This window comes from Miniphocaeibacter halophilus (assembly GCF_016458825.1).
Classification (GTDB): domain Bacteria; phylum Bacillota; class Clostridia; order Tissierellales; family Peptoniphilaceae; genus Miniphocaeibacter; species Miniphocaeibacter halophilus.
In genome coordinates this window covers 946,390-968,757 of sequence record NZ_CP066744.1, presented here as the reverse complement: position 1 = coordinate 968,757, position 22,368 = coordinate 946,390, and the positions used below count along the sequence as shown (strand labels likewise).

The window sequence follows — 22,368 nt, the reverse complement described above, 5'->3', positions numbered from 1 at the left end:
TGTAACATTTATTTCTTACCCATGAAAATAATCAATTAACAATTTAATAGGTTAAAAAATCAATAATAGAATATATGACCTTTCTATTTAATAACAATATAAATAGTGATAGAAAAATAAAAAACAAAACGTATTAATTAATAGAGAAGTAAAAAAAGTAGCCATAAGGGGCTCTTAATTAGGGATTATATTCCTTAATATTTAATCGGCATGAAGGTATTAACCTTTGTGCCGATTTTTATATCTCTACTTTCCCTATGAAGTTCCAATATATCCAAATTGTTTGTTTCTTTAGTTTTGAACCTGGTATCTTTTCTGATTGCTCTACATAAATCTTATCTACAAATATCCTAATTATTTCAGGATCAAGTTCTTTTATATCTGTGTACTTTCTTATAAGTTTTAGGAAGGATTCCACATTGATTTCTTTTTCTTCTGAATTAGAAATCATTTCCTCAAGTTCGGCAATTTTCTTTTGAAGAGCATTTTCTTCTTCATCATAAGACCTAGCCATTTTTTCAAATCTTTGGTCAGATATTTTTCCTTCCAGGTTATCTTCATAAAGATTTTGAACAATGGTGTCGAGTTTTACGACCTTATTTTTTGCATCTTCCAGTTCTTTCTTTTGGCTTCTTAAGGTCTGATTAAGTTCGCTTGTTTTCTTCTTTAAAACCAGATCAACAAACTCATCTTCATGGTCTTTTGCAAAAGCTGTAATCTTTCTAATTTCTCTTAGAAGAATTTCTTCAACCTGTATATTTTTAATCTGATGAGAAGTGCATTTGCCTTTTTGCTTTCTATAGGATGCACATACAAAGTATTCTTTATCATGAGACCATCCTTTACCTCGTACTTGATAAAGTTTAGCACCACAGTCTGCACAAAATAGCATACCTGATAGTGTAGGCATTTCACCTAGGTTATTTCTAACCCTTCTTGTTTTTCTTATCCTTTTTACTATATCAAATGTTTCTTCATCAATAATCGGCTCATGAATATTATCAAATATTGCCCATTCAGACCTTGGATTGTCTACACTTTTCTTAGTCTTATAGGATTTTCTTTTAGTCCTAAAGTTTATGACCTTCCCTAGATACTCCTCTCTATCAAGAATATTGGAAACAGTATCTGGATTCCAATTTCCTTTTATTTCAGGAACTTCTACAGGAAAATTGAGTCCTATAGACTTAAAGTGTTCAGCAGGAGTTGGAATTTTTCTACTCTTTAGTTCACTTGCTATTTGACTTGGACCAAAACCTTTAATACAAAGATTAAAAATCAGTTTTACAGTTTCGGATGCAACCTCATCAACTATCCACTTATTTTTGTCTTCTTTATCTTTTAAATAACCATAAGGAGGATTAGTTGTCAGTGGTTTTCCACTTTGACCCTTAGCCTTAAAAACAGCCTTTATCTTTTTACTTGTGTCCTTAGCATAGAACTCGTTGAAGATATTAATAAAAGGTGTAAGGTCATTTTCTACTTGGTTATTTGAGTCCACACCATTATTAATGGCAATGAATCGTATATCATTATCTGGGAATAAGACTTCAGTATAAAATCCTACCTTTAGATAATCCCTGCCAAGTCTACTCATATCTTTTACTATAATATTTTCAACTTTTCCATCCTCAATTAAACCATTTAGTTTATTCCAAGAGGGTCTATCAAAGTTAGTTCCTGAATAACCATCATCTACAAAGAACTCTAGGTTTTTAAATCCCATATCAAGAGCATATTTTTCTAACATGTCCTTTTGATTTCTTATTGAGTTACTTTCCCCTTTAAGTTCATCGTCTCTTGAAAGCCTACAGTAAAGAGCTGTAATCTTTTCATTAGCTGAAAAGTAAGAAGACTGTCTATTTAATTGTTCCATATTTTCCTCCTTTCGGACAGCCTTCAAGTGGCAATTACATATTCCCGTACCTTTCAGACTATATCAAGTTAATTAGGCTGATAAATTGGCTCTATTCAAAGTATCCACATTGTTTAATATGAGCTTTCTTATGATTTGCTCTACACTCTTTTTTGCATTTTCACTTTTAATAGAGTGAACTGTAAAAATCGTACCAGATACTTCGATATTCTCCGATTTCTTAATCTCATTCTTTTTAGCTTCTAACATAGGCATTATCCTTCAATGGATAGGGTAAGGATTGAATCCTTATCCATTAGCTTTGCATCGAGGTATTCTCTCATAATAAAGCCTTGATGTTGTTTAAGAATAAACATCTCAGACAATCTTTTTATTGTTGGATTTTGTCTTTCAACAATCCAGTAGTTTGAAAAGTCTCCAAAGGCGATAGGCTTTAAACCTGCATCAATATCTGGCATAAAGTTTGAGATTAGAATATCTTTTCCCATAAAAGTGCCATCATATTGACTCCACAAGAAGTTACTTTGATTATCTTTTAAGCTTTGAAGATAAAGAGCAGTTTTATCATTCATTATCCATTTTGCATTTTCCCTGTATTCACTATCTAAAGAGAAAAATAGTTTTTTCAAGTCATCAAGCTTTAGTTCTTTTGTAGCAAATAGGCTTTTAATATCTTTGTCTACCAAAAGTCCTAATGGTTCTCCATTACCAGAGCCAGTTATAAATGCTTTATCTTCAGCTTTGGCGAAATTATTAGCAAAAGTATCTAGGATTATTTTTTCAATCTTAGCTTGAGGATCATTTAGAAAATCTTCGTGGATTGTAATTAAGTTAGATAATGTGCTGTATTCTAAATTCACATCCACATCTTTCATTTCTAAGGCATCGGTAAATAGGTCATGTTCGCCTGCTTTTGTCCAAGTAGCAATTGATTTGTTTGGGAAAGTTACAATAGAAGATGAATCTACATCATTTTTTAAAACTGTAGCTTCTTTTCTAACTACGCTCTTTTCTGCAAGTTTTTCTCTAAAGTATTCTTTGCTTTCTGCATCCATAAAAGGTGAGCCATCTTGGAAAAGTCCAAGAGCCTTAATATTTGAATAAGATGATTCATCCCTGTTTCTTAAATAATTCCATAGATTAGTTTTATAGGAATTAGCAGACAATATTTCGTTTCTTTTTGATTTTTCTTTAATTAACATAAATTTCTCCTTTATATTTTAAATTTGGGGTTAATACCCCCTTTGAACCTAACTTTTTGTGCGTAAGAGAGCGGCACCGTTGATAGGAAAAAGTCTCCTGGAGATTAGTATGCCCCCTGGGTCACAAATTATTTTTTACTCTCAATATATTCTTCGGCTTCCTCTAAAGAAGTGAAAAAACATATTTTTAAATCTACCATCAATTACAAGATAAGACTTGTCTCCTTTAGCAAGGATGATTTTGTCCTTATCTTTGTTAATTACATTTAGGACTTCATACTTAGTGCTCTTTAAGTCCACAGCTGTAATTTCATCTTTTTCAAAAATATCTCCAATAATCATTTTTGTTCCTTTCAAAATATCTGGGGCAGTGTGGCAGGTGAAAACTAAACTTCCCATAGAGAATAGAAGTTTTAAGTCCTATATATTTACCTGCCACATTGCCACCTTTATTTATAGGCTAAAATTATTTTGCTTTAAAAAGTCTACAATATTTTCTGTTCCTTTAAATGGGATGACTGTGTCTTGATTATCCAGTGTGTAATTATATATTTTTTCTTTAACTACTTTTACAGGTGTCTTGTCTTTCTTATGAAGAATGATCGTATCTCGTAGCTTAAAGGCATTCTCCAATAAGTCTTCAGTGACTTTTTCATTGTTTCTGCAAAGGCACATATCCTTACAATATTCAGTTAAATCTTTTACGTCATTCAGCTTGATTTCGCTTTCATCTTTTTTAATTACATACTGAGATGCTTTTTCTCTTTTTAACACTGTTGATATTCCCTTAGGTGTTGTAACTACAATCTTGTTTTTTAAAGTAAACTTTCTTTCTAATTCATCTTTTGTAAGCATTTAATATTCCTCCTTGTATTTTTATTTTTGCTTAGTAATTTCTAATTACACACAAACATAAGCACCACCTCCTTTAATGAGGGCAGGTGTGGCAAGTAAAAAAGTATTCTCTAATATAGATATAAGATTTCTAAATTAAATTTTTCATCTGCCACATTGCCACAGACTTTATAGAAATTCTGAAATTAACCTATATCCAATTAGGACTGTGGTCTTGTGTTTTCCATCTTTAGGTCTTTTTCTTTTGATGGTTGCTTTAGACTCAAGAGATTGTTTAAAGGTCTTCATGCTCTCAAGATAGTAGCCATTTTCTAAAGACCAAGACCTATACCTTTCGTAAACTTCAGAAGTTCTAACTTCATAGTCCTTTCCTTCTTCTAAGCAATCTTCCATGAATATAGCAATCTTATCTGATTCCTTTTGGTATTTAAGAGTTGCATCTTTTACTGAATTAGGAATAGTTAGTCCTTCTTTTTGTAAAAGTTTGTAGCCTTCAATAAGCCAGTTAAGTATTGCAGACTTTACTTCTTCTTTTGCAAATTCTGACTTTAATGTTTTGTCTTGCTCTTCTTCAGTAAAATGTCTATCAAAGGGAATAATGAGCATCCTTCCACTGGTAAAAATAGTGACATCGTTGACTATGGGTAGGTAGTTTGTATTGATGTATATTTTGAACTGTGGTCTAAAGTCAAAAGAGTTCTCATGAAGAAACCTTGCATTGATGGTGTCATTTCCCGTCATGCTTTTAACTTGAGCGACATTTAGCACTAAACCTTTACCAGGTTCAGGAATATTTACAAATCGCACTCCTGCAAGTCTTGCTATATCCTCACTGGGACCTGAAGAGCTAACTTTGTTTTTTAATGCTAGAGTTTCCGGTCTTGATGCACAGGCATAAGTTCCTAGAACTTTAAGAATAGATTCGCACAGAGTACCTTTTCCATTTCTCGTTGTCATGCCATAGAGAACCATCATGCATTCATGCCTTGTGTCTCCTGTAAGTCCGTAGCCTAATATTTTCTGTAAAAATTTAGCTTTCTCCTGATCGGCACTCATAATTTCATCAATGTATCTATTCCATCTATCATTTGTTGAATAAGGATCATAGATCACATCTGCCATTTTGCTTAAATAGTCTGAACTTCTATGGTCGTAAAATTCCATGGCTTTTAGATTTAAAGTTCCATTCATGCAATTTAGAAGATAGGGGTCTTTATCAAAGTCAGATACATTTAGTGGATGATGAACTTCTGCATCTTTTAGGACACTTACTCGATATCCTCTAGCTTGCCACCTGTTAGAAAATTTAACGTAAGCCTTTCTTTTATGCTCATCTTCAATATCAAGGGCAAGGATATGAAGTAAGTTTGCTAGTTTCATACAAAGTTTCATAGCTTTTAGGTTTCCAGTATCTTGAATCCAAATTCCATCTTCATAGAAGTACCAGGACTTTCTTTCAGGAACAAAGCGAAGTTTATCTTTGTAGAAGTCGGCAAATATTCTTCCAGAACCTATATCTGTCCATGAATATTTAGAAGATAAGGGTAGTCCCATTTCTTTTAGCTTTTCGATTCCAAATTCTAAACTTGCATCCAGCTTCGGTAGAGTAGAATAAACTTCTTTTAAGGATGAAATTGCTTTTTCTATGGTTATCTCTCCATAGGTTTTTGAACCTCTTTGTTCATCCCATTTTTCTCTAAACAACTTGGATTTTCTAAATAGCCTATCTATCTGTCCATAATCTCCACCTGCGTAAAAGGCGAGGATAGATGTTAAAGCTAGATCTGCCTCACTAGTAGAAGTGTAGTCTTCAATATTTCCTGTCCACAAACTAAGGAACTTTTCTTTATTTGTCGCATTAGATGCTTTTTCAATTATCTCTTCATCTGTTAGATAGCTTTTAAAGTCTTGTGTGGTGGTTGTATTGTCTTTTTCTCTTTTTAGATATTTTTCTAAAAGCCACATTAGTCCTCCACTTTCTTCTACAATTTCACCATCTTGATAGAAATCGCCTGTAACTGTTACAAAGCGATTAGTAAAGCCTGCAACATAGACTTCAACCTCTTTTGTCTTCATTTTGTAGAGGTCGGTGTTGTAGGTAATGGTGTTCGGCAAAAAGGTAAAAATTCTAAGACCCTTACCACTTGGACTAAACTCAATGTATGAATTTGGAAAGTGGTTCACTATTTCTAGTGCATAATCATTTAAATCTCCATTTACAACACAATCATCTACATCAATTGCGACTAAATTTCCATCTACTCGTATGCCTAAGCCATCAAATGAGCCTAGATTGTTTACTGCATTGTTAAAGCTAGTAAATGTACTTGGATTATTAACAGATGCATAGCCTTTAGTCACTGGACTAATTGGAACTTTGGTGACTTTTCCATTTCGTACCTCCTTTTTCCAAAGACACCAGCTTGCGTTTTCTTTTAAATACTTTGGTATATTATCTAAATTCACATATCTACTCCTTTCATATTTTTGAAGAAGAAAAATCCCTCCATATTCCTTAGGACAATTAGAGAGGTTTTGAGTAATCCTTTCTTCCTAAATCACAGGCGAAGAAAAATTACATATTTTTAACCTCATAGGAAAAATCTCCTCTCAATAGACTCAGGACATTTTAGGTTATTTTGATTAAATATTTCTCCCTCTATTAGCCCTAAGACAAAATGAGTAGTCTTGAGTAATATTTCCCTTCACTAGCCCTAGGACATTTTTAGGTGGTTTGTTAGGTTTTGTTTTTCCTCACAAATCACAGGCAAAGAAAATATACGGATTTTTAACCCACTATGAAAATTCTCCTTTCAATATACTCAGGACATTTTAGGTTATTTTGATTAAATATTTCTCCCTCTATTAGCCCTAAGACATTTTTTATGTGTTTGATTAATGATTTTTCAATATTTATAGAAAAGTTTCTAGATTTTAAGTAGCATATTTTATCTTCACCTAGACATAAGAAAAAATATAATTTTATTAGGCAATAAAAAAGACGGAAATTATCCGTCTTAAGAAATTTGTAAATACTAAGCTGTAAAATATGGTATAATATTATAGAAAAACTGTATAAAGTAGAAGATTAACAAGAGGTGCTTTATGGGATTTTCCTATGATAAATTATGGAAAAAATTAATTGATGAAAAGATGAATAAATTAGACTTACAAAATGCTATACATACTACTCCTCACACTATCGCAAAAATGGGACGAGATGAGAATGTGAGTATGGAGATACTTGGTAGAATTTGTAAGTATTTTAAATGTGATATATCGGAAGTTTTGGAGTATAAAGTGGAGGAAGACAATGAGTAATTTATCTCAAAAGAAAAGAGAAGAAATGCTAAGCTACTTAAATCAGCTGAAGGAAATTCATACAGATGACGAAAGTAGAATAGCACTTGAAAAGATTGAGACAGCCTTAACTGAAAAGAAATATGGACTTGTATGGGAAGAGCACGAAGAAGAAGTTGATAAACAACTTGTTCATAATATCCCAGTGTTTAGAGAAGTAGAAGAGCGAAAAATTGTATCAGATGAAATTGAAGGCTTTAACTTTCTATTAGAGGGAGATAATCTACATTCGCTTAAACTACTAGAAAAAACTCATAGAGGAAAGATTGACGTTATCTACATAGATCCACCATATAATACGGGGAATAAAGATTTTATTTATGATGATAATTATGTTGGAACTGATGATGGATATAGGCATTCAAAATGGCTATCTTTTATGAATGAAAGGCTTGTTATTGCAAAAGACCTTCTATCCGAGGAAGGAATCATATTCATTTCTATTGATGATAACGAGCAGGCCCAATTAAAACTTTTATGCGACCAAACATTTGGTGAAAACAACTTTATTAATAAACTTACAATTAAAACAGGCGATGTTTATGGAAGTAAAGCTGCTCACATAGACAAAACATTTGTTAAGACGAAAGATTATGTTTTAATATATAGAAAAAGCGAGGAAAACAAAAAAATAAAAAAAGTGCCTTTATATGATTCACTAAGTGATTTATATGATACTCACTACACACATATTATCGATGATGGAGTTAGATATCCAATAATGGATTATTTAAAGGAAAATATAGATGTAAGTAATGAGTTTAAAAAACATGGATTGTACTTAAATAAAAAAAACATTAATAAGTTACTAAGTTTAAGCGATTCATTTAAAAAATTGTTTCTGAAAAAAATTGCTCCAAAACTTTATAAAGATAGTCAGTTTAATCAAAAATTACCAGATGAAATTAAAAATGAAGTGATTAGAAAAGGAATTCTTAATTATAATAATAAATTATTAATGAGTACTTCTGGAGACAAAATTAGACACTTACAGGCTTTTACAGATGTTTTAAGATTTTCAGACGATTCAGAATCTATTTATTGGAGAACAATTCCAAGGGGAGATTGTTGGACTGATTTTGCAAAAGATATGGGAAATGTCGGTAAAGAAGGTAAAGTTTTATTTTCTAATGGAAAGAAACCATTGAGATTGATTTTACAACTTCTGAAATGGGCTAATACTAAAAGTTCAATAGTTCTAGATTTCTTCGCAGGTTCTGGCACAACAGGTCACGCTGTAATGAAATTAAATAAAGAAGACGGTGGAAATAGAAAATATATTCTCTGTACAAACAATGAAAATAATATTTGCGAAGAAATAACTTATCAGAGATTAAAAAATATACAGGAAGATCTGCCTCACAACTTAAAATATTATAAGACAGATTTTATACCAAAACTTTCAGAAGAAGAGGATATATTATCTTCCAAACTTCTGGATTATATCAAAGAAATGGTAGAACTTGAAAATATGTGTGAAATTGATGGCAAGAGTCGAAGGATCATTTTATCCGATGAAGAGTTACAATTAGCCGTAAAAGAAATGAAGGAAGAAGGCTTTTTATATATTCCGTCATTTATTCTTTTAACTAATGATGTGAAAAGTAGGTTAGATGATAAAAATATAGAAGTTATTCCTATACCCGACTATTACTTCATGGAGGAATTAAGGGAGGTAAACGAATTATGATGATAAATTTATTTGATTTTCAAACGGATGCTAAAAACTATCTTTTAGATAAATCGACAGACCCAAATTCTAAAAGAAAAATAATCATGAAAAGCCCAACTGGTTCAGGTAAAACCATTATTTTACTCTCCTATATTTATGACTATCTTCTTTGGAAAAGCCCAAATAAGATCTTTATATGGCTCACTCCAGGTAAAGGTGACCTAGAGGAACAGTCCAGAGAAAAAATGGGAAAAATTATTCCAAATGCAAAAACAGGAAATATTCATGATGCCCTTCTTCAAGGATTTCAAGGTGGATATACTTATTTTATCAACTGGGAAATGATTACCAATAAAACAAATAACGCCTTGAAGGATAGTGAAAAGAAAAATCTCTTTGAAAGAATTGCTGAGGCTCACAGAGAACAACTTTCTTTTATCACAATTATTGATGAAGAGCACCTAAATAATACATCAAAAGCTGACGATATTTTAAATGCTCTTAATGCTGATAGAGAAATAAGAGTTTCTGCAACTACAGTTAAAAATCCGATGGCTGAATTTTATGAAATACCAGAAGAAGAAGTAATAAATTCAGGATTAATCACCAAAGCTCTTTTCATAAATCCAGATGTAGATGCTACAGAAATGGATGATTTAGAAAGTGAAACTATATATCTTTTACAAAAAGCTGATGCAAAAAGAAAAGAAATAAAAGCAGAATATACAAAAATTGGAGAAAAAATTAACCCCCTAGTTATAATTCAATTCCCTGATATGAGCGAAAGTCTCGTTGAATATGTGGAAGATTTCTTATCAAATATGGGCTACACTTATAAAAATAAAATGCTTGCTAAATGGTTGAGTGAGGAAAAAATAAATATTGAAAATGTAACAGATGATGATGCAGAATCAAACTTTCTGATAATGAAACAAGCTATATCTACAGGATGGGATTGTCCAAGAGCAAAAATACTTGTAAAACTTCGTGAAAACATGACAGAGACTTTTGAAACTCAAACCATTGGTAGAATAAGAAGAATGCCACGTGCAAAACATTATGATAATGATGTACTAGATTTTTGCTTTCTTTATACTTTTGACGAAAAGTATAAAGAGTCTGTTATCCAAGGTGGAAATGCCTATGAGGTTAAGAGGGTATTCTTAAAGGGAAAATGCAAAGATTTTGAAATGGTCAAAGAATACAGAAACAAAGATTACCAATATGTTGATGAAGTTTTAGTTAGAAATAAAGCTTATGATTTTTTTAAGGATAAATATAAGCTTAACAATATAAAAAAAGATAATGAAAAGTTATTAGAATCTTATGGTTTTATAATGGGAACAAAGGTTATAAGCACTTTTAGAACAGGAAAGTTTATTAAGCTTAAAGATTTAGTTGATGATAAAATTGGAGAGCATAGAGAAATTGCTTATGAAGTATCTACCCATGATCATGGAATAGACTGTCTTCACGCAGTGGATATGATAAAAAAAGTTACAGGAGTTCCTTCAAATAAGATGAGAGCGATACTTCAACACTTATTCCATAAGAACATTCCATCTTCTAAAAAACTTTTGTCACTATCTAATCGTGAATGGTATGCATTTATGATAAATAATGCTTATAAACTTCGTGATGATTTTGTAGAACTTGCAGCACTTCCTGATGAAAGACAAATGCAAGTCTTAGAAAAAAGAACTGAAAAGTGGAAATTACCATCAGAAGATTTCTATAGGTATCTTCCATATGAAACAAATGTTGTAGAATATAAGAATAATGCTTATAAGGAATACAATACTTCCATGACAACTTCACAATTTAGATCTACCTCTGAACAACTTTTAGAAAATTATTTAGAAGAAAGAAATGATGTGGATTGGTTTTATAAAAATGGAGACATAGGACAGCAGTATCTTTCAATTATTTATGGAACTAATCTAGACAAAGAATACCTCTTCTATCCTGACTATATAGTGAAAAAGAGAAATGGCGAAGTTTGGATATTAGAAACTAAGGGTGGAGAAAGAAAAGGAGTAAGTAAGAATATAGATAAGCAAATAGAAAACAAATTCTATGCTTTTAAGGACTATGCTAAAAGATATAAAATTAATTGGGGTTTTGTGAGAGATAAAGATACAAGGCTTTATATCAATAACACAGTTTACAATGAATATATGAGCGATGTTGAATGGAAAAGAATCGAAGATGTATTTTAGATATTTGTAGAGGGCTGAAATGAATAGCAAGTATTGTTTATTAAAGGATAAATCAATTTTAGGAATATTAAATGGTGACACTAACTTGGGGGATTATACTTTATCAGATGGAACTTTAATAGAGTTAAAAATGCCTTATTTAAGTGGACCAGTCTTATGCAACATTTCTAAAAGATTTGGGTTTCCTGTGGAATATGGTTGGAGTGGTGGAGCATTAAGCAGATGGCAGTATTTATCAAATTTGATAGATCATTGTATAAACAACAACAATTGTTCACAATTATTAGCTTATATCTTTAGAAAAGAAGCTTTTTCTAGTTTGTTAAGCAATCAGTCTGTTGAAGATATAAGCTACTGCTACAATGAGACTATTAATGCAGCCATAGATAAAATTAATGGTATTTTATATTTTGGGAATAATGAATTAGTTAAAGTTGGAGATAATTACATTATAAAATCAACAGATACAGAGATATTTATTAATACTCCTGAAATAAAAACTATTGACAGAGATTATATTAAAAGTATTTCTTCTAGAACATTGACTGATATTAATAATGGAAACTATGATAGTGCCATTACTAAATCTAGAACATTACTAGAAGAAGTATTTTGTTATGTGATAGAAAAGAAAAATATAGTTCCAGACTCAAGTGGTAATATCCAAAAGCTTTATAAACAAGTTCGAGAATTATATAATATGCATACAGATAAAAATATGGATAAAAGAATTAACACACTATTATCAGGATTGAGTAGTATTATTACCGCTATATCTGAAATGAGAAATAAAAATAGTGATTCCCATGGAGTAGGTTCTGCAAGAATTAATATTGATAACTATCATGCATTGCTTTTTGTCAATTCTTCAATTGCTATGGCAGATTTTATTCTATCAATGCATTCTAAACAATTATAATATATAGAATACTGTGCAAATTTTAGTCTTATAATTAAACCATAAGACATCAAAAAGGCTATGAGTTTAAACTCATAGCCTTTCACTTTGCCACCTAAAGACTCATCAAATCAGTTTTTCTAAAATCCCTAATTCAATGAGCCTTATAGCTACTTTTTTTCTTTACTGATATTTAAATTTAAGCGTTAGAAATCAAAGATTTCTGTTAGGTCATAAAACAACTTTGTTAACCAAAACAAGTTTTGGACAAGACTGTATCTTAAGAACCTAGTTCTAATCTTGATTTGCTAACAGGTTCTATGCAACTCATTGCCCAAATTTTATATTTGGTTACAAGGATCTGCTGACCTACAACGAAATCAAAGATTTCTGTTAGGTCATAAACACTGTATGGTCAAGTAGGATTTTAACTCCTATTAGTATAAGTATTATTCCGCCGGAAATTTCTGCGTATTTTTGAAAAATAGATCCAAATTTAAAGCCTACTATAACTGCTAGAAAGGAAAATAGAAATGTTGTTATACCAATTGTAATAGTTGGTAAAAATATTGCTATTCCAGCAAAAGCTAAGGATATTCCAACAGCTAAAGCGTCGATACTAGTTGCAATTGAAAGCATAAGCATTTCTCTAATATCTATTTTCAAATCATCTTTATGACATCCACAATCTTCTTCTGTTTGAAAAGATTCGTATAGCATTTTACCACCTAAAATTGCAAGTAATATAAATGCAATCCAATGGTCTATACTTTCTAAAATATGACTAAATTGACTTGCCAAGGCCCATCCAATAAATGTCATCATAGCTTGAAAACCACCGAAGAATAAAGCAATAATCAAGGCAAATTTAGTTGAGAATTTTTTCAAACTTAAACCTTTGCAGACAGCTACAGCAAAAGCATCTGCAGATACTCCTACACCTAATAAAAGTATCGCACCAAAACTCATAATATCTCTCCTTAATAATATAAAAGAATAGTGTGTTGATATTATCACGAAGACAGGTTGTAGTCAATATATGGCAGGGAAAGATAAGAAATTGTATTTGTATATTTATTTAAATAAGTTACAATATATAGGTTGTGTTAAGGAGGTATATGAAAAAATGAAAAGAATTTTGTTTATTTTAATATCTGTAATTACTCTTTTATTTACAGGATTAAAATCTAGTGCAAATGAAGAATTTACAGAAATAAGGAGAATTAGTGGTGATAATAGATATTTAACATCGGTAGAGTTTTCTAGAAAGAATTTTTCTAGTTCTGAATTTGCGGTTATTACAAGTGGTCAGGATTTTCCCGATGCTATTTCAAGTGGAGCATTAGCTCAAATATTAAAGGCACCTATTTTATTAGTGGAAAATAACAATATATCCAATGAAGTAAGAGAAGAAATAGGAAGATTAGGAGCCGATAAAGTATACATAGTCGGTGGGGAAAGTAAAATTAAAGAGAGTTTAATTAAAACTTTAAATATTGATTATGAAATACTAGCAGGAAAAGATCGTTATGAAACAAGTGAAAAAGTTTTAGAAAAATATGAGGAAATAAGTGGAGTAGAGGAAGAGAATATAATAATAGCGGGAGGAAACAACTATCCGGATGCTTTGTCAGCTAGTTATTTAGCTAAGGAGTTAAAGAAACCAATACTTTTAGTAAATGGTGAAAATAATTATTTAAATAGGGCTAAATATGCTGTTGGCTCTTTAAAATCTTTGAACTTAAAAGAATTTAACGGGGAATTAATCTATGGCCCTGACAGATATGCAACGTCTTTAGCTGTTATGAAATATTTAGGAAAAGAAAATAATGAAATCCTAATTAGTAGTGGAATAGAATATGCAGATGCTTTAGTAGCTTCTTCCATTGGAAAACCAATACTATTGTCGGATAAGGAAGGATTTTCTCGAGAAATTATAGAATATATTGGAAGTTTGTCTCCAAATAATATAATTTTTATGGGTGGAGAGAAGTTATTACCAAAATATTTAGAGGATCAAATTATTGGTAGTATAGACTATAATTTTGAAAATGCAGTTTTACCTGAGCCGATGAAGTCAAATACAAGTGGTAAGGTTATGATATTTACCTATCATGATGTAGGAGATAAAGAGCATAGGTACCAAAGAACTCCGGAAGGATTTAAATATGATATTTTAAATTTATACAAGAAAGGTTATTTACCGGTGTCCCTAAAAGATTATATGAGGGGCGAAATAAATATACCTAGTGGCTACACTCCCTATGTTATAACATTTGACGATGGTAACAAGAATAAATTTAATATTTTGGATAATGGTGAAATTGACCCTAATTCATCCTATGCAATTTTAAAGGAATTAGAAGGTAAGTTAGAGTTTTTTAATCCTTATGCAACATTTTTTGTTAGTGGAGAAATTCCATTTGGACAAAAAGAATATATTGAATATAAATTCAAACTAATGATAGAAAGTGGAATGGATATAGGAAATCATACAAAAAATCATGCGAATTTAAAAGAAAATCCTAGAAAAATTGAAGAAGAAATAGCAATACAAAAATCTAATTTGGAAAAATATCTACCGGAAGATTATGAAGTTAACACATTTGCAATACCTTTTAGCAGTGTTTTTAGTGGAAGGGAATACAAGAGGTTAATTAGTGGTACATTTAATGGAATTAAATATAATAATATTGCAATTGGCATAGGAGGATGGGCTCCGGATTATTATCCTAACAAGTCAAACTATAATTTAGTTTCAAGAATTCCTGGTACTAGAATTGGTGTTGATGGCTATGGAATGTATGATTTTATAGATTATTTCGATAAAAATCCTAATGAAAGATATGTAAAATAAAAGTTACAAAATTATTAAGAATGATATTTTAAAACCTATATTATATAATGTATAGTATAATATATACGAGGTGAATAAAATGATAAAGAATAAAAAAATAAAAATATTAGCTCTTGTAACAATCTTAGCCATAGCTTTAGTAGGCTGTAAAGGAAAGGAAAGTAAAAAGCCAGAAGAAACTGCAGCAACAGAAAAACAAACGGATATTGTTGAAACCAAGCCCTTGGAAACAAATCCTACAGTATCTAATAATGTAACAGGTAAAATGACAAATGACGATATTGAAGATTTGCTTGATCTATTGGAAGATACTGGCGATATTGATAATGATGAAGTAAATGATGAATTAGAATTAGTTGATTTAGCAGAAGACTGGATTTCTGAACTAGCAGAGATGAATATTAATATAGATGAAATAAAACAATATACAGCTGATTGGCTAACAAGAGGAAAAGAAAGTGAAGTATTGAGATTTAAAGAAATATTTCCAAAACTAAATGATTATGCAGTAGGATTAATTAACGGTGATTCTGCTATGCTGGAATTATATAGTAGAACAGATGATGATGGCGATGAAAGATTAGACGATAGAATAGTAACACAAGAGCAATGGACAGAAGTTTATAACGCTATAATGTCAGTTATAGAGTAGGAAAAAGCATTTGATTTAATCAAATGCTTTTTAAATTACAGTTTTTTATTATATAATAGGATACATAAAAAAATTTATTAATTTGGAGAAGATTAAATGATAGGAATAATTGATGTTGGCGGAGGAATGAAGGCTATTTATAGTGCCGGGGTTTTAGATTATTGCCTAGATAAAAAAATATATTTCGATTATGCACTAGGAGTATCTGCTGGAAGTGGAAATTTAACAACCTATACAGCAAGGCAAAGGGGAAGAAATTATACCTTTTATATTGACTATGTATTTAGAAAAGAATATATGAGTATTAGGAATTTTCTAAGAAAGGGGGAATACTGTGACTTAGACTATCCCTACTCTGTTTTATCTAATGAAGATGGAGAAAATCCCTTAGATTATGATACTTTTATAAATTCCAAAACGGATTTAAATGTAGTTGCAACAGATGCGGAAACAGGAAGTCCTGTATATTTTAATAAAAAGGAAATGAAAAGAAATGATTATTGGCTTTGTAAGGCATCAAGTACAATTCCAATAGTAAGTAAGCCCTTTGTAAGAGATGGAAAAAGATATTACGACGGTGGAATAGCTGATCCAATACCAATAAGAAAGGCATTAGAAGACGGGTGTGAGAAAGTTATAATAGTATTGTCCAGACCAAAAAACTTTAAAAAATCATTAAGAAAATCCGATAAAATGTCAAAGATAGTATTAAAAAAATACCCTGAAACAGTTAGGGCTATTTATAACAGGGCAAATAAATATAATGGGGTTTTAAACCACATATTAACCGATGAAAAATTAAAAAATAAGGTTTTAATTCTAGCGCCAACAGATAATTTTGGAGTTGATACCTTATCAAAGAAAAAAGAAGAATTAAATAGGCTTTATGAAATGGGTTATGATGTTGGTGAAAAAATAGAAAGATTTTTAAATAATTAAAATTATAGTATACCTGTATTTTATTTAAGAATTATTTTAGAATATTAATTATATTTAGACATATTAAAAACACTTTGAAAATTAGTTATTTGACTAATATTTCAAGGTGTTTCTATTTATAAGAAGTTTAAATTAGCTACTCAAAAAACTCATCTGCAAGTTCAATATAGTCTTTTAAGATAGTTGTACTATTATCTAAATCTATAGCCATAAAAACATCATCTGGTATAAAAAAAGGTGGATTAACTCCAAAATATGATGCCGGTAAGTATCCAAATTTAGGAAAATAATCTTTATATCCTACTACTGTTATAAAAGTATAATCTAAACTTTTTGCTATTTCATGGCCTTTCTCAATTAAAGCTTTACCGATTCCCTGCTTTTGAAAGTCAGGATGTACAACAATAGGTGCTAAATTTAAAATTTTCTTATTGCCAATTTTTGCTTTAGTAAAAAGTATATAGCCGGCAATTTTATTATTAATTTCCGCCACTAAAGATAGTTCAGGTATATAAGATTTACCCTGTCTTAATGAATTTACTAATTTATGTTCATTACCTTGACGATAAGAAGCCTTTTCAAATGTAAATTTTATTAAATCATAAATATTTTTATAATCGTTATTGTTTTCTTGTCGAATAATCAATTTTATTACCCCTTTTTAATTTTTTATATAATTGCAGGAATTATTACTATTATAACATTAAAAAATATTTTAATTATAATAAAAATATAATATATAATAAATAAAAAATAGATAGATAATATAACTTTAACAAAGCCAATAAAATCACAGACTAAGAGTTAAATATAAAAAATAGTAGATAGTGTAATTGATAAAAATATGATTTAGGGAAATGATAATTAGAAATAAAAGGGCTAATATAAAACTAATTATAAGTAAGCCCATTTAAAATAATTTAAGGATTTTATTAGTATATTAAGAGTTTTATAATTCAAAAAACTCTTTTGGATATTTTACAGTTTCATTAATTTTTATGTTTTGCTTAAGAAAATCCACTACCATAAAATTTTCATCTGGCACATTAAAAGGCGATTTTATTCCTAATTTTGACGCAGGAATATAGCCGAATTTAGGATAATAGTTTTCACTTCCAAGTACAAGGCAATATTCGTAGTTTAATTCTATGGCTAATTTATGGCCTTCTTCAATTAAGGATTTCCCAATTCCTAAATTTTGATATCCAGGTGCTACAGCCAATGGTGCTAAGGCAAGGGCATTTTTATTTCCAAGTCCTACTTTTGTAAACATAATGTAGCCGACTATTTCCTTATTATATTCTGCAACTAAGGATAGCTTGGGAATGTATGCCTTGCTGTCCCTTAGGGAGTTAACTAATATATGTTCTTTTCCATCGGATAAAGGAGCAGTTTTAAAGGATTTTTTAACCAGGTTATATATATTGTTATAGTCTTTTTTATTTTCTTGTCTAATAATAATATTTTTAATATTCATAATAGAAGTATTGTATCATATTCATGATAAAATAATAGTAATAAAATAGGGAAAGGATAAACTTATGATTTTAATAAAAAACGGTAAACTAATAGATCCAAAGTCAAATATAGAAGAAGTAGTAGATATTGTAATCGATGAGGACAGAGTTAAATATATTGGAAAAGTCAACAATGAAAAGGAATATGACTTAATAATTGATGCTACAGATAAGGTAGTTGCACCAGGGCTTATTGATGTTCATGTTCATTTTCGTGACCCGGGTTTAACTTATAAAGAAGACCTTTTTACCGGTTCTGCAGCAGCTGCAAAAGGTGGCTTTACTACTGTTGTTTGTATGGCAAATACAAATCCTGTAATAGACAATGAAGAAACATTAAGAGAATTTTTAGAAAAGGCTAAAAAATGCCCAGTAAATGTTAAAACCGTAGCAACTATAAGTAAGGGTTTAAAGGGAAAAGAACTTGTGGACATGGGAAAACTTTTAAAGCTGGGAGTTGTTGGTTTTAGTGACGACGGAATTCCAATTATGAACGCAGGTTTTCTCCATAAGGCTATGGTAAAGGCAAAGGAATTAGATGTAGTTTTAAGCTTACATGAAGAAGATCCTAGTTTAATAGGCTATCCTGGAGTAAATGAAGGAGAAGCTTCAAAAGAATTAGGAATTAAAGGAGCTTCAAGGGTTTCAGAAAGTTCAATGGTAGCTAGAGATAGTATGTTAGCCTTGGATACAGGAGCAAAAGTTCATATGCAACACTTAAGTTCAAAAGAGGCTGTAGAAGTAGTAAGATTTGCTAAAAAAATAGGTGCTAATGTAACAGGGGAAGTAACGCCTCAACATTTTTCTTTAACAGATAAGGAAGTAATTAAAAAGGGAACTGTTGCAAAATTAAATCCGCCACTAAGAACAGCAGAAGATATAGAAGAAATAATTAAAGGCCTTAAGGATAAGACAATAGACATGATAGTTACAGACCATGCCCCTCATAGTGAAGAAGAAAAAGCTAAGGATATTACCAAGGCTCCAAGTGGACTTATAGGGCTGGAAACTTCCTTAGCAGTAGGAATAAAATATTTAGTAGAAAAAGGTCATTTAACTTTAATGGAATTAATTGAGAAAATGACAATAAACCCAGCAAAACTTTATAAATTGGATTCAGGCTATTTAAAAGAAGGCTCCAAGGCCGACATTGTAATTTTTGATGACAAGGAACAATGGATAGTGAAAGAATTTGCATCTAAGTCAAGTAATTCTCCCTATATTGGTGAAAAGCTAACTGGAAAAATAAAATATACAATCTGTAATGGGAAAATAGTCTATAAAGATGAAAAATAAGGCAGATGCCTTATTTTTTTCTTATACTGACCTCTCCGGAAGAAAGGTATTCAATTTCGCCGTTTTTCTTTAAAACCTTTAACCTAAATTCATTGTCAATATCTAAAGCTGTAGCTTCTTCAGTCTTAGCCCCTCTAAAAATATAAATAGGCTTATTTAAAATCAAGGATCTTTTTTTATAGTCCTTTAAAAATTCCTTGTTTTCTATTGTTGGGTAATATTCAAAAAAATTATTTATTATTTCAGCAATTACCTTGTTTTTATAATCCTTTGGTAAATTGTCATTATGGAAAATATATCCTGCAATATCCCTTATATCCTCTGGAAAATCATCGGAAGGCCTAGTTAAATTTAAACCTATTCCTAAAATTGCATAATCCATGGAGCCACCTTCTAAATCAAAAGAGGCTTCTGTTAAAATTCCACAAACCTTTTTATTGTTTAAAAAAATATCATTAACCCATTTTATTTGGGAATTTTCACCTGAAATTTTGTCAATGGCCTTTGATACGGCTACTGCAGCACAGGTAGTTATATACAAGGCCTGACTAGCGTGTAAATTTGGCTTTAATAAAATACTAAGATAAATTCCTGAATTTGCAGGGGAGTAAAAGGATTTGCCTAGTCTACCCTTACCTTGAGTCTGCTCTTCAGCTATAATTATTTTACCTTCCTTAGAGTTTTTTTTAGCATATTTTTTTAAAAAATCATTAGTAGAATCTAGGGTTTTATTAACTTCAATATCCAAATTATAAGTATTTAAATATCTACCTATACTCTGTTTAGACAAAATAAAGTTCTCTTCCAATAAACAATAACCTTTGTTTTTTACAGAGTCAATTTCATATCCTTCCTCTCTTAAAGAATTTATGGCTTTCCAAATTGCATTTCTACTTACATCTAATTTATTAGCTAAAAGATTACCGGATATAAACTTACCCTTATTATTTTCTAAAAACAAAAGAACATTTTCTTTAACAGTCAAAATTTTCTCCTTATAAATTTATTTTTCCCTTTAATTTATTAATTATTATACTAGCTAGACCGATTTTAACCAAATCGGGAATAATAAATGGAAATACGCAAAGGGACAGGGCCCTATATATTGAAATACTTCCAGAGCTATTTGTATATACTAAAACAAACCAAATAGTTCCTAAAAAATAACAGGTTAGTAGTCCTGTTAACATTGCTATTATTAAAAAAATATTTTTCTTAGGAAGTAAATCTATTAATTTACCTGTAATAACAGATGTAAATAAAAATCCTAAAATATACCCACCAGTAGGTCCAAATAATATTCCAAGGCCGCCGGTAAAATTAGAAAAAATAGGTAGGCCTATAGCTCCTAAAAAAACATATAGTAATATAGCTATAAAACTTTTAAAAGTTCCTAAAAGACCTATAGTAATAAAAATAGCAAAAGTTTGTAGGGTAAAAGGAATTGTCATTGGAATGGAAATCCAAGAACAGATTGCAATAATTGCAATAAAGATGGATATGTAGGTTAAATCTCTTGTTTTTAATTTTATTTTCATATTAATATCTCCAGTTTTTTTAAAAGTATACCAATAAAAAACCATATAGTCAACTATAAAATAAGTTAGGTTGACTGTTCGTAAATTGCATTATAAAAAAATAGAGTATAAAATTATATAATAATATAATTAAAAGGAGATTTAAATGGAAGTTTATTTTACACCAATAGTTAGCGGTATAGTAGTGTCTTTAATAATAATTTATATTCTAATAATACCTATAGCTATTTTTCAATATAGAAAATACGATGGAATAATGGTAAGAAGGAATATAGTTCTTTTTTCCTTTATATTATATATGATTACTGCATGGTTTATGACATTATTGCCCTTACCTTCATTTGATGCAGTTGCACAAATGCCCGATATTGAACCGAATTTAAAGCCTTTTCTATTTGTAGAAACATTTTTAGAAAGAACTAATTTTAGTTTAGCAGATAGAAGTACATGGATACCGGCATTAAAATCATCAAGTTTTTACACAGTTGCATTTAATGTTTTATTAACAGTACCCTTTGGAGTTTATTTAAGAAAATATTTTAAGGTGTCCTTTTGGAAGACAATTTTATTTGGTTGTTTACTTAGTTGTTTTTATGAAATAACTCAATATACAGGTATTTATGGAATTTATCCTAAAGCTTACAGATATGCAGATATTGATGATGTAATAGTAAATACCTTAGGAGCCGGATTAGGATATGCAATAACTCCAATTATAAGTAGATTATTACCTAGTTTAGAGAAGGAGAAAAAAATTTATAAATTAGGTGAAAGGGCAGGCATAATAAGAAGGGCTGTTGCATTAATAGTGGATTTTTTCATAGTAAATATAATATATTCCATTTCCATATTTACCATAGGACTGTTTTTATACTTTGTCTTAAGAATAAATGTAGAAGGAGAGCTATTACAGAATCTAGTAAGGATATTTTCCTATATTATTGTATTTATTCTTATTCCAATTATTAAAGACGGAAATACTTTTGGAATGGAAATATTAAAAATTCGATTATTGGACAAGGATTCTAACTATCCTAAAAAAAGACAAATAATAACAAGAAATATTATATTGATTTTACTATGGAGATATGATGAAATATTGGATAAATTTAATATAACTTCCAACTCATCTAATATTACACTTGGAATTAATGGAATTCTAGAATTGATTTTTATGGTGTTTTTTGTAGTTTATATAATATCCATTATTATGGCAGGAATAAAGAAAAAGGATTTAATAATATATGATAAAATTACAAAGACAAAGGTTATAATTGAGGAATAAGCTTTAAAAATGCTCAGTAAAAATTGAATTTTTCAAACTAGTAAAGCTAGAAAGCCGTAGGGCTTTCTAGCTTTTTTATTTAACTTTAAGGATTTATTTAAAGCATAAAGCTTTACTTGACAATATTTAAATATCGTATAGGATTATATATGAATATATTATGTGAATATTCATATATAATATTTCGAAAGGAGGAATTCAA

Annotated in this window: 20 protein-coding genes; 9 read left to right on the top strand and 11 right to left on the bottom strand. The window is 30.1% G+C overall.

Annotation, left to right across the window (positions count from 1 at the left end; genetic code table 11):
* Positions 1-238: 238 nt before the first annotated feature.
* The 6 genes from JFY71_RS04755 to JFY71_RS04730 form a co-directional block, all read right to left on the bottom strand.
* A complete protein-coding gene (locus JFY71_RS04755; protein WP_243661897.1) occupies positions 239-1,876 on the bottom strand; it encodes a recombinase family protein in 1,638 nt (545 codons plus the stop codon).
* A 72-nt stretch (positions 1,877-1,948) separates the two neighbouring features.
* On the bottom strand, positions 1,949-2,125 hold the full coding sequence (locus tag JFY71_RS04750) for a hypothetical protein (RefSeq protein WP_243661896.1): 177 nt from the start codon (positions 2,123-2,125) through the stop codon (positions 1,949-1,951).
* Between the two features lie 5 nt (positions 2,126-2,130).
* Complete coding sequence (locus JFY71_RS04745) at positions 2,131-3,078, bottom strand: phage major capsid protein (protein WP_243661895.1); 948 nt, start codon at positions 3,076-3,078, stop codon at positions 2,131-2,133.
* A 141-nt stretch (positions 3,079-3,219) separates the two neighbouring features.
* Positions 3,220-3,420: a hypothetical protein gene (locus tag JFY71_RS04740; protein ID WP_243661894.1), complete on the bottom strand. Its 201-nt coding sequence runs from the start codon at positions 3,418-3,420 to the stop codon at positions 3,220-3,222.
* A 111-nt stretch (positions 3,421-3,531) separates the two neighbouring features.
* Complete coding sequence (locus JFY71_RS04735) at positions 3,532-3,933, bottom strand: hypothetical protein (RefSeq protein WP_243661893.1); 402 nt, start codon at positions 3,931-3,933, stop codon at positions 3,532-3,534.
* Between the two features lie 168 nt (positions 3,934-4,101).
* Positions 4,102-6,399, bottom strand: coding sequence for a phage/plasmid primase, P4 family (locus JFY71_RS04730; RefSeq protein WP_243661892.1), 2,298 nt, complete (start codon positions 6,397-6,399; stop codon positions 4,102-4,104).
* A gap of 639 nt (positions 6,400-7,038) precedes the next feature.
* On the opposite strand from JFY71_RS04730, the gene JFY71_RS04725 reads away from it, so the two are divergent.
* The 4 genes from JFY71_RS04725 to JFY71_RS04710 are packed head-to-tail and all read left to right on the top strand — an operon-like array spanning position 7,039 to position 12,103.
* Positions 7,039-7,254 (top strand): helix-turn-helix domain-containing protein, encoded by a 216-nt coding sequence (locus JFY71_RS04725; protein ID WP_243661891.1) that lies wholly within the window; start codon positions 7,039-7,041, stop codon positions 7,252-7,254.
* Positions 7,247-8,983, top strand: a complete 1,737-nt coding sequence (locus JFY71_RS04720) for a site-specific DNA-methyltransferase (RefSeq protein WP_243661890.1) — start codon at positions 7,247-7,249, stop codon at positions 8,981-8,983. Before JFY71_RS04725 ends, JFY71_RS04720 begins: the two co-directional genes overlap by 8 nt.
* The gene (locus tag JFY71_RS04715; protein WP_243661889.1) at positions 8,980-11,184 is read left to right on the top strand and encodes a DEAD/DEAH box helicase; all 2,205 of its coding nucleotides are present in this window, start codon (positions 8,980-8,982) and stop codon (positions 11,182-11,184) included. Before JFY71_RS04720 ends, JFY71_RS04715 begins: the two co-directional genes overlap by 4 nt.
* Before the next feature lie 19 nt (positions 11,185-11,203).
* Positions 11,204-12,103 carry an abortive infection family protein gene (locus JFY71_RS04710; protein WP_243661888.1) on the top strand — a complete coding sequence of 300 codons (900 nt, stop codon included), beginning with the start codon at positions 11,204-11,206 and terminating at the stop codon, positions 12,101-12,103.
* A gap of 372 nt (positions 12,104-12,475) precedes the next feature.
* Here the strand turns inward: JFY71_RS04710 and JFY71_RS04705 are convergent, their stop codons facing one another.
* Positions 12,476-13,051: a manganese efflux pump MntP gene (locus JFY71_RS04705; protein ID WP_243661887.1), complete on the bottom strand. Its 576-nt coding sequence runs from the start codon at positions 13,049-13,051 to the stop codon at positions 12,476-12,478.
* A 157-nt stretch (positions 13,052-13,208) separates the two neighbouring features.
* Between JFY71_RS04705 and JFY71_RS04700 the strand changes: the two genes are divergently transcribed.
* The 3 genes from JFY71_RS04700 (at position 13,209) to JFY71_RS12090 (ending at position 16,530) form a co-directional block, all read left to right on the top strand.
* Positions 13,209-14,939, top strand: a complete 1,731-nt coding sequence (locus JFY71_RS04700) for a cell wall-binding repeat-containing protein (protein WP_243661886.1) — start codon at positions 13,209-13,211, stop codon at positions 14,937-14,939.
* Positions 14,940-15,018: 79 nt separating this feature from the next.
* On the top strand, positions 15,019-15,591 hold the full coding sequence (locus tag JFY71_RS04695; RefSeq protein WP_243661885.1) for a hypothetical protein: 573 nt from the start codon (positions 15,019-15,021) through the stop codon (positions 15,589-15,591).
* A 96-nt stretch (positions 15,592-15,687) separates the two neighbouring features.
* Positions 15,688-16,530, top strand: a complete 843-nt coding sequence (locus JFY71_RS12090) for a patatin-like phospholipase family protein (RefSeq protein WP_275955197.1) — start codon at positions 15,688-15,690, stop codon at positions 16,528-16,530.
* 136 nt (positions 16,531-16,666) lie between these two features.
* Here JFY71_RS12090 and JFY71_RS04685 read toward each other — a convergent pair whose 3' ends face one another.
* On the bottom strand, positions 16,667-17,176 hold the full coding sequence (locus JFY71_RS04685; RefSeq protein WP_243661884.1) for a GNAT family N-acetyltransferase: 510 nt from the start codon (positions 17,174-17,176) through the stop codon (positions 16,667-16,669).
* 303 nt (positions 17,177-17,479) lie between these two features.
* Positions 17,480-18,007 (bottom strand): GNAT family N-acetyltransferase, encoded by a 528-nt coding sequence (locus tag JFY71_RS04680; protein ID WP_243661883.1) that lies wholly within the window; start codon positions 18,005-18,007, stop codon positions 17,480-17,482.
* A gap of 64 nt (positions 18,008-18,071) precedes the next feature.
* Here JFY71_RS04680 and JFY71_RS04675 point away from each other — a divergent pair, with 64 nt between their 5' ends.
* Positions 18,072-19,343 (top strand): dihydroorotase, encoded by a 1,272-nt coding sequence (locus JFY71_RS04675; protein ID WP_338041872.1) that lies wholly within the window; start codon positions 18,072-18,074, stop codon positions 19,341-19,343.
* A gap of 10 nt (positions 19,344-19,353) precedes the next feature.
* Here the strand turns inward: JFY71_RS04675 and JFY71_RS04670 are convergent, their stop codons facing one another.
* Positions 19,354-20,328, bottom strand: a complete 975-nt coding sequence (locus JFY71_RS04670) for a biotin--[acetyl-CoA-carboxylase] ligase (protein WP_243661882.1) — start codon at positions 20,326-20,328, stop codon at positions 19,354-19,356.
* A 10-nt stretch (positions 20,329-20,338) separates the two neighbouring features.
* Entirely contained in the window at positions 20,339-20,881 is a 543-nt protein-coding gene (locus JFY71_RS04665) for a biotin transporter BioY (RefSeq protein WP_243661881.1), read from the bottom strand.
* Positions 20,882-21,026: 145 nt separating this feature from the next.
* Here JFY71_RS04665 and JFY71_RS04660 point away from each other — a divergent pair, with 145 nt between their 5' ends.
* Complete coding sequence (locus JFY71_RS04660; RefSeq protein ID WP_243661880.1) at positions 21,027-22,166, top strand: VanZ family protein; 1,140 nt, start codon at positions 21,027-21,029, stop codon at positions 22,164-22,166.
* Positions 22,167-22,368: the final 202 nt, after the last annotated feature.

Bases quoted from the DNA above. Each gene is read 5' to 3' on its own strand.
- JFY71_RS04755 (WP_243661897.1), bottom strand. From the start codon at position 1,876: ATGGAACAATTAAATAGACAGTCTTCTTACTTTTCAGCTAATGAAAAG.
- JFY71_RS04750 (WP_243661896.1), bottom strand. From the start codon at position 2,125: ATGTTAGAAGCTAAAAAGAATGAGATTAAGAAATCGGAGAATATCGAA.
- JFY71_RS04745 (WP_243661895.1), bottom strand. From the start codon at position 3,078: ATGTTAATTAAAGAAAAATCAAAAAGAAACGAAATATTGTCTGCTAAT.
- JFY71_RS04740 (WP_243661894.1), bottom strand. From the start codon at position 3,420: ATGATTATTGGAGATATTTTTGAAAAAGATGAAATTACAGCTGTGGAC.
- JFY71_RS04735 (WP_243661893.1), bottom strand. From the start codon at position 3,933: ATGCTTACAAAAGATGAATTAGAAAGAAAGTTTACTTTAAAAAACAAG.
- JFY71_RS04725 (WP_243661891.1), top strand. From the start codon at position 7,039: ATGGGATTTTCCTATGATAAATTATGGAAAAAATTAATTGATGAAAAG.
- JFY71_RS04720 (WP_243661890.1), top strand. From the start codon at position 7,247: ATGAGTAATTTATCTCAAAAGAAAAGAGAAGAAATGCTAAGCTACTTA.
- JFY71_RS04715 (WP_243661889.1), top strand. From the start codon at position 8,980: ATGATGATAAATTTATTTGATTTTCAAACGGATGCTAAAAACTATCTT.
- JFY71_RS04710 (WP_243661888.1), top strand. From the start codon at position 11,204: ATGAATAGCAAGTATTGTTTATTAAAGGATAAATCAATTTTAGGAATA.
- JFY71_RS04705 (WP_243661887.1), bottom strand. From the start codon at position 13,051: ATGAGTTTTGGTGCGATACTTTTATTAGGTGTAGGAGTATCTGCAGAT.
- JFY71_RS04700 (WP_243661886.1), top strand. From the start codon at position 13,209: ATGAAAAGAATTTTGTTTATTTTAATATCTGTAATTACTCTTTTATTT.
- JFY71_RS04695 (WP_243661885.1), top strand. From the start codon at position 15,019: ATGATAAAGAATAAAAAAATAAAAATATTAGCTCTTGTAACAATCTTA.
- JFY71_RS12090 (WP_275955197.1), top strand. From the start codon at position 15,688: ATGATAGGAATAATTGATGTTGGCGGAGGAATGAAGGCTATTTATAGT.
- JFY71_RS04680 (WP_243661883.1), bottom strand. From the start codon at position 18,007: ATGAATATTAAAAATATTATTATTAGACAAGAAAATAAAAAAGACTAT.
- JFY71_RS04675 (WP_338041872.1), top strand. From the start codon at position 18,072: ATGATTTTAATAAAAAACGGTAAACTAATAGATCCAAAGTCAAATATA.
- JFY71_RS04665 (WP_243661881.1), bottom strand. From the start codon at position 20,881: ATGAAAATAAAATTAAAAACAAGAGATTTAACCTACATATCCATCTTT.
- JFY71_RS04660 (WP_243661880.1), top strand. From the start codon at position 21,027: ATGGAAGTTTATTTTACACCAATAGTTAGCGGTATAGTAGTGTCTTTA.